At 67.1% G+C, this 12,203-nt stretch carries 15 protein-coding genes; 13 read left to right on the top strand and 2 right to left on the bottom strand.

Features of this window, described 5'->3' with window-relative positions; translation table 11 throughout:
* Nucleotide 1 precedes the first annotated feature (1 nt).
* The 6 genes from RQI28_RS07410 (at nucleotide 2) to RQI28_RS07385 (ending at nucleotide 4,870) form a co-directional block, all read left to right on the top strand.
* Nucleotides 2-619 (top strand): YqgE/AlgH family protein, encoded by a 618-nt coding sequence (locus RQI28_RS07410; protein WP_311221965.1) that lies wholly within the window; start codon nucleotides 2-4, stop codon nucleotides 617-619.
* Nucleotides 616-1,056, top strand: a complete 441-nt coding sequence (gene ruvX / locus RQI28_RS07405) for a Holliday junction resolvase RuvX (protein WP_311221964.1) — start codon at nucleotides 616-618, stop codon at nucleotides 1,054-1,056. Before RQI28_RS07410 ends, ruvX begins: the two co-directional genes overlap by 4 nt.
* A complete protein-coding gene (pyrR, locus tag RQI28_RS07400; RefSeq protein ID WP_311221963.1) occupies nucleotides 1,053-1,598 on the top strand; it encodes a bifunctional pyr operon transcriptional regulator/uracil phosphoribosyltransferase PyrR in 546 nt (181 codons plus the stop codon). Before ruvX ends, pyrR begins: the two co-directional genes overlap by 4 nt.
* A 1-nt stretch (nucleotide 1,599) precedes the next feature.
* A complete protein-coding gene (locus RQI28_RS07395; RefSeq protein WP_311221962.1) occupies nucleotides 1,600-2,562 on the top strand; it encodes an aspartate carbamoyltransferase catalytic subunit in 963 nt (320 codons plus the stop codon).
* Between the two features lie 213 nt (nucleotides 2,563-2,775).
* The gene (locus RQI28_RS07390; RefSeq protein ID WP_311221961.1) at nucleotides 2,776-4,071 is read left to right on the top strand and encodes a dihydroorotase; all 1,296 of its coding nucleotides are present in this window, start codon (nucleotides 2,776-2,778) and stop codon (nucleotides 4,069-4,071) included.
* A 58-nt stretch (nucleotides 4,072-4,129) separates the two neighbouring features.
* Nucleotides 4,130-4,870, top strand: coding sequence for a lysophospholipid acyltransferase family protein (locus tag RQI28_RS07385; protein WP_311221960.1), 741 nt, complete (start codon nucleotides 4,130-4,132; stop codon nucleotides 4,868-4,870).
* 92 nt (nucleotides 4,871-4,962) lie between these two features.
* Here RQI28_RS07385 and RQI28_RS07380 read toward each other — a convergent pair whose 3' ends face one another.
* The gene (locus tag RQI28_RS07380) at nucleotides 4,963-6,036 is read right to left on the bottom strand and encodes an ABC transporter ATP-binding protein (protein WP_311221959.1); all 1,074 of its coding nucleotides are present in this window, start codon (nucleotides 6,034-6,036) and stop codon (nucleotides 4,963-4,965) included.
* A gap of 183 nt (nucleotides 6,037-6,219) precedes the next feature.
* Between RQI28_RS07380 and RQI28_RS07375 the strand changes: the two genes are divergently transcribed.
* From RQI28_RS07375 to erpA, 7 genes are all read left to right on the top strand, one after another.
* Nucleotides 6,220-7,854, top strand: a complete 1,635-nt coding sequence (locus RQI28_RS07375) for an iron ABC transporter permease (RefSeq protein WP_311221958.1) — start codon at nucleotides 6,220-6,222, stop codon at nucleotides 7,852-7,854.
* Between the two features lie 32 nt (nucleotides 7,855-7,886).
* Complete coding sequence (gene arsC / locus RQI28_RS07370) at nucleotides 7,887-8,246, top strand: arsenate reductase (glutaredoxin) (protein ID WP_311221957.1); 360 nt, start codon at nucleotides 7,887-7,889, stop codon at nucleotides 8,244-8,246.
* Nucleotides 8,247-8,449: 203 nt separating this feature from the next.
* Nucleotides 8,450-8,881 carry a 50S ribosomal protein L13 gene (gene rplM / locus RQI28_RS07365; protein ID WP_056414298.1) on the top strand — a complete coding sequence of 144 codons (432 nt, stop codon included), beginning with the start codon at nucleotides 8,450-8,452 and terminating at the stop codon, nucleotides 8,879-8,881.
* Nucleotides 8,882-8,891: 10 nt separating this feature from the next.
* Entirely contained in the window at nucleotides 8,892-9,284 is a 393-nt protein-coding gene (gene rpsI / locus RQI28_RS07360; protein WP_311221956.1) for a 30S ribosomal protein S9, read from the top strand.
* A gap of 118 nt (nucleotides 9,285-9,402) precedes the next feature.
* Complete coding sequence (locus tag RQI28_RS07355) at nucleotides 9,403-10,113, top strand: DUF6776 family protein (protein ID WP_311221955.1); 711 nt, start codon at nucleotides 9,403-9,405, stop codon at nucleotides 10,111-10,113.
* A gap of 55 nt (nucleotides 10,114-10,168) precedes the next feature.
* On the top strand, nucleotides 10,169-10,570 hold the full coding sequence (locus tag RQI28_RS07350; protein WP_311221954.1) for a polymer-forming cytoskeletal protein: 402 nt from the start codon (nucleotides 10,169-10,171) through the stop codon (nucleotides 10,568-10,570).
* Between the two features lie 60 nt (nucleotides 10,571-10,630).
* Entirely contained in the window at nucleotides 10,631-10,996 is a 366-nt protein-coding gene (gene erpA, locus RQI28_RS07345) for an iron-sulfur cluster insertion protein ErpA (protein WP_311221953.1), read from the top strand.
* A gap of 69 nt (nucleotides 10,997-11,065) precedes the next feature.
* Here the strand turns inward: erpA and RQI28_RS07340 are convergent, their stop codons facing one another.
* The gene (locus RQI28_RS07340) at nucleotides 11,066-12,190 is read right to left on the bottom strand and encodes an anhydro-N-acetylmuramic acid kinase (protein ID WP_311221952.1); all 1,125 of its coding nucleotides are present in this window, start codon (nucleotides 12,188-12,190) and stop codon (nucleotides 11,066-11,068) included.
* Nucleotides 12,191-12,203 lie beyond the last annotated feature (13 nt).

Raw genomic sequence — 12,203 nt, 5'->3', positions numbered from 1 at the left:
AATGCCTGTCGATTCTGCGCCCATGAACCTGACGCACCATTTCCTGATCGCCATGCCTGGCCTGGAAGACGCGTCCTTCTCGCGCAGCGTGGTCTACGTGTGCGAACACAGTGAACGCGGGGCCCTGGGCCTCATCATCAACAAGCCTTCCGACATCAGCCTGAGCGGCCTGTTCGACAAGGTCGACCTGTCCCTCGGGCGAGCAGACCTCACGCTGGAGCCGGTATTCCAGGGCGGTCCGGTGCAGACCGAGCGCGGCTTCGTGCTGCACGAGGCCATGGTGGCCGCATCGGCCGACACTGGCGCGCCGATCGATCCGGACGAGTCGATCTACGCCTCGACCATGACCATTCCTGGCGGCCTGGAAATGACGACCTCCAAGGACGTGCTCGAAGCCATGGCCACCGGCGCCGGCCCGCGCCGCGTGCTGGTCACGCTGGGTTATTCGTCCTGGGGGCAGGGCCAGCTCGAATCCGAGGTGGCCGAGAACAGCTGGCTGACCGTGGGGGCCGACCTGTCCGTCATCTTCGACACGCCCGTGGGCCAGCGCTACGACCGTGCTTTGGGCTTGCTGGGGCTGCAGTCGTGGACGCTGTCGCCCGAGGCCGGGCGCGCATGAGCGGCACGCCTGCTCCTGCCGCCGCTCCCGTCGTTCCCGCCGTAGTCCCTGCGCATTTCCAATCCTTTCTGGCGTTCGACCTGGGGCTCAAGCGCACCGGCGTAGCGGTGGGCAACCGCATGCTGCGCACCGCTACACCGCAGGCCACCATCCGCGCCGAAGGCGACGCCCGCTTCGCCCAGGTGGCCGAGCGCATTCGCGAATGGCAGCCCGATGCGCTGGTGATCGGCGTGCCTTATCACCCCGATGGCGCCAGCCACGAGAACACCGCGCGCGCGCTGAAGTTCGCACGCCAGATGCGCGGGCGCTTCAACCTGCAGGTGTTCGAGGTGGACGAGCGCTACAGCACCACCGAAGCGCATGCCACCGGCGCGCGCGATGCAGACGCCGCGTCGGCCTGCATCATCCTGGAGCAGTTTTTGAGGAATCTTCCATGAGTGCCCAACCCCTGAACCCTGCCCGCGCCGCGGGCACGCTCGCGCTCGACGCCGAAGCGCTGTATGGCGAACTGCTGCGCGGCGTGCGTTCGCTGCGCACCGGCCAGACGCATCTGGCGGGCATCGCCTCGGGCGGTGCCTGGCTGGCCGAGCGGCTGCAGAAGGACCTGGGGCTGCCGGGCGAAGCCGGCGTGCTGTCGTCTGCCATGCACCGTGACGATTTCTCGCAGCGCGGCCTGGCCAACAGCGCGCAGACCACGCTGCCTTTCGACGTGAACGGCGCCGACATTCTGCTGCTCGACGACGTGCTCTACACCGGCCGCACCATCCGCGCCGTGCTCAACGAGTTGTTCGATTACGGCCGCCCCGCCAGCGTGCGCCTAGCCGTGCTGGTGGACCGCGGTGGGCGCGAGTTGCCCGTGCAGGCCGAATTCGCTGCTGCCCGCGTTGCGCTGCCTGCTACCCAGTCGCTGGCGCTCGCCCGCACGGATGGCGGCGCGTTCCATTTCGATGTGAATGACGTGAAACCCCAAGAGGCCTGACGTGCTTTACAAGCGCAACCCCCAACTCAATGCCAATGGCGAGCTGATCCACCTGCTCTCCATCGAGGGCCTGCCCAAGAGCATCCTCACCCACATTCTCGACACGGCCGGCAACTTCGTCAGCGTGAACGACCGCGAAGTGAAAAAGGTGCCCCTGCTGCGCGGCAAGAGCGTGTTCAACCTGTTCTTCGAGAACAGCACGCGCACGCGCACCACGTTCGAGATCGCGGCCAAGCGGCTGTCGGCCGACGTGATCAACCTGGACATCGCGCGCAGCTCTGCCAGCAAGGGCGAATCGCTGCTAGACACCATCGCCAACCTGAGCGCGATGGCGGCCGACATCTTCGTCGTGCGGCACAGCGAATCGGGCGCGCCCTACCTGATCGCGCAGCATGTGGCACCGCACGTGCACGTGATCAACGCGGGCGACGGCCGGCATGCGCACCCCACGCAGGGGCTGCTCGACATGTACACCATCCGCCACTACAAGAAGGACTTCAGCAACCTCACCGTGGCCATCGTGGGCGACGTGCTGCATTCGCGCGTGGCGCGCTCGGACATCCACGGCCTGACCACGCTGGGCTGCCCCGAGGTGCGCGTGGTGGGCCCGCGCACGCTCGTGCCATCCGACATGGCGCAGATGGGCGTGCGCGTGTGCCACACGCTGGAAGAAGGCATCAAGGACGCCGACGTGATCATCACGCTGCGCCTGCAGAACGAGCGCATGAGCGGAGCGCTGCTGCCGTCCAGCCAGGAATACTTCAAGAGCTTCGGCCTCACGCCCGAGAAGCTGCGCCTGGCCAAGCCCGACGCCATCGTCATGCACCCCGGCCCCATCAACCGCGGCGTGGAGATCGACTCCGCCGTGGTGGACGGCCAGCAGAGCGTGATCCTGCCGCAGGTCACCTTCGGCATCGCCGTGCGCATGGCCGTCATGTCCATCGTCGCGGGGAATGAGGCTTGACCCCCTTGAGTCGCTTCGCGCCTTCCCCCCAGGGGGCGCCACCAGTGGCCCGGCGAAGCCGGTTCCACGGTGTCTGCTGGCCTGGGCAGCGCCAAAAATGCATGCCTTGCTCATTGCCTGGCAAGTGTCGGCGTAACGTGACTGATTTGCTATGTTATTGATAGCTGTTTGCGCTTATCCATCAAGCGCTAGAGGCATATTAGGCTTAAAACCATGAAGATACTGATCCAGAACGGCCGCGTGATCGATCCGGCCAGCGGGTTCGACCAGGTCGGCGATGTGGCCGTGGCTGCGGGCCGCGTCATCGCTCTGGGCCGCGAGGCGCGTGAGTTCGCCCCCAATCGCGTGATCGACGCCACCGGCTGCCTGGTGCTGCCCGGCCTGGTCGACCTGGCGGCGCGCCTGCGCGAGCCCGGCTACGAACACGAAGGCATGCTCGAATCCGAGATGGCGGCGGCGGTGGCAGGGGGCGTGACCAGCCTGGTCTGCCCGCCCGACACCGACCCGGTACTCGACGAGCCCGGCCTGGTGGAAATGCTCAAGTTCCGCGCCGAGAAGCTGCACCAGGCGCGGCTCTTTCCGCTGGGTGCGCTCACGCGCGGCCTGGCTGGCGAAGTGCTGACCGAGATGGCCGAGCTGACCGAATCCGGCTGCGTGGGTTTCAGCCAGGCCGAGGTCGCCCTGCAAAGCACGCAGGTGCTGCAGCGCGCGCTGCAGTACGCCGCCACCTACGGCTACACCGTGTGGCTGCGTCCGCAAGAGCTGTACCTGGGCCGGGGCGTGGCAGCCAGCGGCCCGCTGGCCACGCGGCTGGGGCTGTCGGGCATTCCTGTCGCGGCCGAAACCATTGCGCTGCACACCATCTTCGAATTGCTGAAAACCACCGGCGCGCACGTGCACCTGTGCCGCCTGTCCAGCGCGGCGGGTGTCGAGCTGGTGCGCCAGGCCAAGGCCGCCGGGCTGAAGGTGACGTGCGACGTGAGCATCAATTCGCTGATGTTCACCGACGCCGACATCGGCTTCTTCGACAGCCGCGCGCGCCTGTCGCCGCCGCTGCGCCAGCAGCGCGATCGCGATGCGTTGATGGCCGCGCTGGCCGACGGCACCATCGACGCGCTGGTGTCCGACCACACCCCGGTCGATGAAGACGCCAAGGTGCTGCCCTTTGCCGAGGCCGAGCCCGGCGCCACCGGGCTGGAGCTGCTGCTGAGCGTGGCGCTGAAGTGGTCGCACGACACCAAGGTGCCGCTGTCGCGCGCATTGGGCGTGGTTACCGCCGAGCCGGCCCGTGTGCTGGGCAGCGCCCTGGGCACGCTGCAGGCCAGCGTGGGCCAGATCGTCGAAGGCGGCGTGGCTGACCTGTGCGTGGTCGATGCGGCCGCGGCCTGGACGGTGGAGCCCGCCGCGCTGCGCAGCCAGGGTCAGCACACACCGTTTTCGTCGTACGAGCTGCCGGGCCGCGTGCGCTGGACGCTGGTGGGCGGGCAGGTCGCTTTTGAGCGGCACTGAGCTTCGTTTGCCGCGACCGATGATTTCACCGCCTTTGATGCTTTTTCGGACCTAGCCCATGAGACGCCACGTCCGCGCCAGCGTGCGCCTGCTGCGCCTGTCGACCCACATCGCGGTGGGCCTGGTGACTGTGCTGCTGCGCTTTCCCAGCCTGACCGCCGCGCAGCAAAGTGCGCGGGTGCAGGTCTGGGCCGGCGAGATGCTGCGGCGCATCGGTGTCGAGCTGCAGGTGCGCGGCACGCCGCCCGCGCACGGGCCTGTGCTGCTGGTGGCCAACCACATCTCCTGGCTCGACATTCTGGCGATGCATGCGGCGCGGCACTGCCGGTTCGTGTCCAAGTCTGATGTGAAGCACTGGCCATTGCTGGGCCGGCTGGCGACCGCGGCGGGCACACTCTACATCGAGCGCGCCTCGCGCCGCGACGCGCTGCGCGTGGTGCACACCATGCGCGAATCGCTGCTGGATGGCGACGTGCTGGCCGTGTTTCCTGAAGGCACCACCAGCAACGGCATCGCGCTGCTGCCCTTCCACGCCAATCTGCTGCAGGCGGCGATCAGCGCCGACGCTCCTGTTCTGCCGGTGGGCCTGCGCTTCATCGACCGCGCCACCGGCGCCCACAGCCAGGCCGCCAGCTATGTGGGCGACGAGACGCTGACCGGGTCGCTATGGCGCACGCTCTGCGCCGAGGGCTTGGTGGCGGTGGTGCACTACGGCACGCCGCAGCAGGCAGCAGGCCGCGACCGCCGCACCTGGGCGGACGATCTGCGCGACGCGGTGGATGGTCTGCGGCGCGCCTGAGCCTTTCGGCTGCTTTTGGTGGCTTGCTATCGAATAGATAGCTGCTTGCGCTTGTTGAATAAGCGCTAGAGGCCAATTTGGCTTAAAAATTTTCAGACGCGCGGAAACGTCACCACGTGCTTGACCTGCGGGCGGATGCCGATCCAGTCGCCCACCGCATGGTCGTGATGGCTGGGCACGTGGGCCATCACCGTCAGGCCGTTGGCCAGTTGCAGGGTGTACAAAAACTCCGAGCCGCGAAACGACTTGCGGGTGATGCGCGCCTGCACCGGCGCGTCGTCGTCGTGCACTACGTCGTCGGCGCGCAGCAGCACGTCGCATTCGCCATTGATGACCGCGCCGTTGCCGTGCAGTGCGGCCTCATCCAGGTCGGCCAGATCGCCCAGTGGCGTGCGGGCCACCACACCGCCGCCGGGCTGCGGTTGCAGCGTGGCCGGCGCGAACACGCCGTGGCCGATGAAATCCGCCACGAAGCGCGTCGCCGGCCGGTGGTAGAGCGCATAGGCGTCATCCCACTGGTGCAGCTGGCCTGATTCCATCACGCCGATGCGGTCGCCGATGGCAAAGGCCTCCAGCTGGTCGTGGGTGACGAAGAGGGCGGTAGCGCCGGCGGCTTTCAGAATGCCGCGCACCTCGTGCGCCAGGCGCTCGCGCAGGTCCACGTCCAGGTTGGAAAACGGCTCGTCCAGCAGCATCAGCTGCGGGCGCGGGGCCAGCGCGCGCGCCAGTGCCACGCGCTGCTGCTGCCCGCCGGAAAGCTCATGCGGAAAGCGCGCCGCGCTGCCTTCCAGTCCGACCAGTCGCAGCACCTCGGCCACGCGCGCGGCCTGCTCGGCCTTCGGCGCCTTGTGAATGCCGAAGGCCACATTGCGGCCCACGGTCAGGTGCGGGAAGAGGGCGTAGTCCTGAAACACCATGCCGATGCGTCTTTGCTCGGGCGGCACGCTGCGGCCCATGCCGCCCACCACCGTGCCGCTCAGGCGGATCTCGCCGCCCGTCACCGGCTCCAGCCCGGCCACTGAGCGCAGCAGCGTGGTCTTGCCGCAGCCCGAGGGGCCGATCAGCACGCCGATCTCGCCCGCCGCGAGGCCCAGGCTCACGCCGCGCACGGCGGCTTGCGCGCGGCCGGCATAGCGCACTTCCAGTTGGGAGACTTCAAGGAACATGGGCGCGATTCTAGAAGGCTGCAAGGCGCAGATGCGTAGAATTCGCATTTGCATCGCAGTAGCAGTGCCACGGGCGCAAGGCCCTTGCCTGCCGGGCGCATGCACCGCCGGTCAGTCACCCTTCGCGGCTGCGGGCCTGGGTGCTTTTGCTTGCGTTGTTCTTCCTCTTACCGGCTCCGCTCCTTGTTCCGATTCGTCCGCTCCGCACTGCGCTCCCTTCCGCTCATCGCACTTGCCGCCCTGCTCACGCTGCCCGTGCTGGCGGTGCTGGGGTCCTGGTTGCCTTGGGGCCAGGGCGACGCTGCGGCCGGCGACATCCTGCGCGAGATGGCGGCCACGGTGCTGCCCGGCTACTTCGCCACCACCGTCTGGCTGGGCTTGGCGGTAGCGCTGGGTGCGGCCGTGGTCGGCACGGCCACCGCAGCGGCCGTCACGCTGTTCGACTTTCGCGGGCGGCGCACCATGGAGTGGCTGCTGCTGCTGCCGCTGGCCATGCCGGCTTATGTCACCGCCTATGCGTACACCGACTTCCTGCAATTCAGCGGCCCGCTGCAGGTGTGGCTGCGCGCCACCTACGGGCTGGAAGGGCGGCTGCTGCCCGAAGTGCGCAGCCTGGGCGGCGCGGTGTGGGTCTTCATCTTCTCGCTCTACCCCTACGTGTATCTGCTGGCGCGCACCGCCTTGGGCGAGCGCGCTGCGCACCTGATGGAAGCGGCCCGGCTGCTCGGCGCGCCGCTGTCCCGCCGCATTCGCACCGTGGCGCTGCCGCTGGCCCGCCCGGCCGTGGCCGCCGGCGTGGCGCTGGTGCTGATGGAAACGCTGGCTGACTTTGGCGTGGCCAGCTATTTCGGCATCCAGACCTTCACCACCGGCATCTACAAGGCGTGGCTGTCCATGGACAACCGGCTGGCCGCAGCGCAGCTGGCCACCATCCTGCTGGTGCTGGTCGTCATCCTGTTGCAGCTGGAGCTGCGCGCGCAGCGCCGCATGCGCTTTGCCACCGGCAGCGCCGGGCGCGCGGGCTCGGCCGAGGCACAGCCGCAGCGGCTGAACGGCTGGCGCTGCGTGGGGGCCTGGGCCGTGTGCCTGTCGCCGGTGCTGCTCGGCTTCGTCGCCCCCGTCGCGTTCATGCTGCGCCCGCTGGCGGCCGACTGGTCGGTGCTGCCCTGGAACCGCTTCGTGGAATGGGCCGGCAACAGCGTGCGGCTGGGCGCCATCACCGCCGCGCTGGCCGTGGCGATTGCCATGGCGCTGGCGTTCGCCCTGCGGCGCCGGCCCGATGCGCTGACGCGCGGCGTGGTGCAGCTGGCCAGCCTGGGCTATGCCGTGCCGGGCGCCGTCATCGTGGTGGGGCTGCTGCTGCCCGTGGGCTGGCTGCAGAGCGTGGCGCCCAGCTGGGGGCTGCCCGCGCTGATCACCGCCACGGCCGTGGGTATCGTCTGGGCGTATCTGGTGCGCTTTTGCGCCGTGGCGCTGCAGTCGCTGCAAAGCGGCTATGCGCGCATTCCGGTCAGCCTGGATGAATCGGCGCGCATGCTGGGCGCCAGCGGCGCGGGCCTGCTGGCCCGCGTGCACTGGCCGCTGCTCAAGCGATCCACCGCCGCTGCCGCGCTGCTGGTGTTCGTCGACGTGATGAAGGAATTGCCCGCCACCATGGTGCTGCGCCCCTTCAACAGCGACACCCTGGCCGTCGTCGCGTATCAGCTGGCGCGCGACGAACGCCTGGGCGAAGCCGCGCTGCCGTCGCTGGCGCTGGTGGCCGTGGGGCTGGTGCCGGTCATGCTGCTGAGCCGCACGCTGCGCGCGTCCAGCCGCTGATGGATGCTGCGCTCTGCTTAAACTCCCGAGCCATGACCGACGCTTCCATCACCATCTATCACAACGCCCGCTGCAGCAATTCGCGCGGCGCGCTGGCGCTTTTGCAGGAACGCGGCATCGAGCCGCACGTCGTCGACTACATCGCCACGCCGCTCGACCGCAGCCAGCTGCAGGCGCTGGTCGCCCGCCTGGGCGTGCCTGTGCGCGAGCTGATGCGCACGAAGGAAGCAGCCTATGCCGAGCTGGGCTTGGCCCAGCCGCAAGTGGGCGACGACGAACTCATCGACGCCATCGCCCGGCACCCGGCGCTGCTGAACCGGCCCATCGTGGTGACGCCCAAAGGCGCCTTGCTGTGCCGGCCGCCCGAGCGCGTGCTGAGCCTGCTGGACTGACGCTCAACGCGCCTGAAGTGGCGACGGCGAGCCGCGTTGCAGGGGCTGGTTGTGCCCTTGGCCGGCCGCTTTGTATAATGGCGGGCTTCGCAGCGATTTACAGGTCCCGCGGCGGAGTTTCATCCCCACCTAAGAGGCTTCCTTCAGAGAAGCACCGACCGTGGAAAAGGACCGACCAAACCCCTCTTTTCAGAGAGAAACTCATGACTACTACTTTCAGCGCAAAGCCCGCTGAGGTCGTGCACGAGTGGTTTGTGATTGACGCGACCGACAAGGTCCTCGGACGAGTAGCCAGCGAAGTTGCTCTCCGTTTGCGCGGCAAACACAAGGCCATTTACACGCCTCACGTCGATACTGGCGATTTCATCGTCATCATCAACGCAGCCCAACTCAAGGTCACCGGCACCAAGTCGCTCGACAAGGTGTACTACCGTCACTCGGGTTATCCCGGCGGTATCACGGCCACGAACTTCCGCGACATGCAAGCCAAGCACCCCGGCCGCGCGCTGGAAAAGGCCGTCAAGGGCATGTTGCCCAAGGGCCCGCTCGGTTACGCCATGATCAAGAAGCTCAAGGTGTACGGCGGCGCGGAACATCCGCACACCGCTCAGCAGCCTAAAGCGCTGGAAATCTAAGGAGCCTTGAATGATTGGTGAATGGAACAATGGCACCGGCCGTCGCAAATCCAGCGTCGCCCGTGTGTTTCTGAAAAAGGGTTCCGGCAAGATCACTGTGAATGGCAAAGACATTCAGCAGTACTTCGGCCGCGAAACCTCCATCATGATTGCCAAGCAGCCACTGGTGCTGACCAACCATGTCGAAACCTTCGACATCCAGGTCAACGTCCACGGCGGCGGTGAATCCGGCCAGGCTGGTGCAGCCCGTCACGGCATCACCCGCGCTCTGATCGATTACGACGCAACGCTGAAGCCCGCACTGAGCCAAGCCGGCTTCGTGACCCGCGACGCGCGTGAAGTCGAACGTAAGAAGGTCGGCCTGCGCTCTGCTCGCCGCGCCAAGCAGTTCTCGAAGCGTTAAGCTTCAGCTGCCATGCTGCAAGGGCCGGTCTTTCCGCCTTGCGCGTGCTGCGAAAACCGCCTTTTGGGCGGTTTTTTCGTTTCCGGGCTCAAAGCCCCTTCCTGAGGAGATATGAACCATGCGATTCCGCTTGCTGCGCCGCCGCTTGACCATCAGCGCTCCCCGGGTGTCCATTCGCAGCGCGCTGCCGTGGCCGGTACGCTGGTTGGCGGCCGCCGTGCTGCTGGGGTTTTCCGCCGCGCTCGCGCTCTGGGCTTTCGAATTCGGCAAGAGCATTGCCGGGCTCGAGTCGGGTGCGCGAGAGGAACTGGTTCGGCTGCGCGATGAGGTCAGCCGGCTGCGTGCCGAAACCCGCCAGCAGCAGGAAGTGGCCAGCACGGCGGGCAGCCTGCTGACCGCCGAGCGCGCAGCGCTGGAGCGCGTGCAGGCGCAGATGCGCCAGATGGAAATCGACAACCGGTCGCTGCGCGATGACCTCGGATTTTTCGAAAAGCTCATTCCGGCGGCGCGCACTGACGGGGTGTCCATTCGTGCGCTGCAGGCGGAGCCGCAAGGTGGGCGCCAGATGCGCTGGCAGGTGCTGGTGATTCAGCCGGTGCGCAACGCGCCGGAGTTCAAGGGGCGGCTGGAGCTGTTGCTGTCGGGCACGCAGGACGGACGGCCGTGGACCGGCGCGCAGCCGGCGGTCGCCCAGCCGCTGCAATTCGTGCAGTACCGCCGGGCGGAAGGTGTATTCGACCTGCCGGAAAACGTCGTGGTAAAAACCGTCACCGCCCGCTTGCTGGAAGGCAATGCCGTGCGTACCGTCCACAGCGTGGACATCGAATAATGCCGATATGGCGCGCGGGTGTGGCCTGCGCGCGCATCGCTTCAGGAGCTGCCTCATGTTTTCTCGCAAGAAACAACCCCCTATCAAAAGCCTGATCGCCCAGGGCACGCGCATCGAAGGCAATGTGCTGTTCACCGACGGCTTGCGCATCGATGGCGAGGTGGTGGGCGAGGTGCGGGCCGCGGCCGATACGCCGAGCATTCTGGTGGTGTCGGAATCGGGCCGGGTAGAGGGCGCGCTGCACGCCGTGCATGTAATCGTGAACGGCACGGTAGAGGGCCCCGTGCGTGCGGCCGAGTTGCTGGAACTGCAGCCCAAGGCGCGCATCACTGGCAACGTACAGTACAAAGCGCTGGAGATGCACCAGGGCGCGACGATTGCGGGCCAGATGTCGCCCACCGCCACAGCACTGCTGGAAGAAAAGCCCACACTCAAATTGGCGTCAAACGCATCTTGAACTGAAGACAACGAGGGATTGCCGTACCATTGCCCGCAAACCCTCCCGAAGGAGTACCCGATGAGTGCAGTTGCCGAAAACATCCAGACCGAAATGCCGACCCCCATTCTGTTCACCGACAGCGCTGCTGCCAAGGTGGCGGATCTGATTGCCGAAGAGGGCAACCCCGACCTGAAACTGCGCGTGTTCGTGCAAGGCGGCGGCTGCTCGGGCTTTCAATATGGCTTCACGTTCGATGAAATCACGAACGATGACGACACCACCATGACCAAGAATGGCGTGTCGCTGTTGATCGACGCCATGAGCTACCAGTACCTGCTGGGCGCCGAGATCGACTACAAGGAAGACCTGCAGGGCGCGCAGTTCGTCATCAAGAACCCCAACGCGACCACGACCTGTGGTTGTGGGTCGAGCTTCTCGACCTGACTCGGGTTTTCCGGTTTCCACGCAAGCCGCTCGAACGAGCGGCTTTTTCTTTGGCGTGCGCGTTTGCGATCAGGCGGGGTAGATGGCACCCAGCACCCGTGGCCCGCGAGCCCCTGTGACAGCCGGCAGGCTGGCGGTGGCGCCGTGCAGCGTCTGCCTGGCCAGCCATGCAAAGGCTGCGGCTTCGACCTGTAGGGGGGGCAAGCCGTGTGCTTCTGACGATTCGACCTTCACACCCGGCAGGCGCGCCTTCAGGCGCCGCAGCAGCTGGCCGTTGAAGGCGCCACCACCGCAGACGATCAGCAGTCGGCAGTCGGGCGCGTGACGCGTCACGTCCTGCGCGCAGCTGGCGGCGGTGAACTCGGTCAGCGTGGCCTGCACCGCGGCCGGGTCTGCGGCGCTGAATTCACCCAGCAGCTGCTGCAGCCAGGCCGGGTTGAACAGGTCGCGCCCGGTGCTCTTGGGGGGCAATTGGGCCAGGAAAGGCTCGCGCAGCAGGGTCTGCAGCAGCGGCTCGATGACCTGGCCGCTGGCAGCCCACGCTCCACCCGCGTCGTACAGCTGGCCGGTATGTAGATGGCACCAGTAGTCCATCAGTGCGTTGCCGGGCCCGCAGTCCCAGCCCTGGGCCATGCCGTCGGCATGCAGCACGCTCAGGTTGGAGATGCCGCCCAGGTTCAGCACGGCAACCGTCTGGCCGGGCTGGCCGAAGACGCCTTGGTGGAAAGCCGGCACCAGCGGTGCGCCCTGGCCGCCAGCGGCCACATCGCGGCTGCGGAAGTCGGCCACCACGGTCAGGCCGGTCAGTTCGGCCAGCAGGGCGGGGTTGTTCAATTGCAGGGTGTAGCCGGTGCCGTCGAAAGCCAGCGGGCGGTGGCGCACGGTCTGGCCGTGTGCGCCAATGGCTCTGACCTTTGCGCCGTTCGGCTGCGCTGAAGGCGGAAGCGAGCCCAGCAGCTCATGCACGACGCCGGCATACGCGCGGGCCAACTGGTTTGCGGCCAGGGCAGCGCGGTGCAATTCGTCAGCGCCGGAGGTGTTGAGCGCCAGCAGCTCCGCTCTCAGTTCAGGAGCGAAGGGTGCCGATACATGCTGCGTTACCATGCATTTCGAGTCTGAAATCTGCGCCAGCACGCCATCGACGCCGTCGAGCGACGTGCCAGACATCAGGCCGATGTAGAACTCGGGCGGCATGAACGCCAGCGCC

The organism is Acidovorax sp. WCS2018Noco2-16 (genome assembly GCF_031843945.1).
Classification (GTDB): Bacteria; Pseudomonadota; Gammaproteobacteria; order Burkholderiales; family Burkholderiaceae_C; genus Paracidovorax.
The sequence above is the reverse complement of the archived record's forward strand: the minus strand, read 5'-3'. Positions and strand labels throughout refer to the sequence as shown.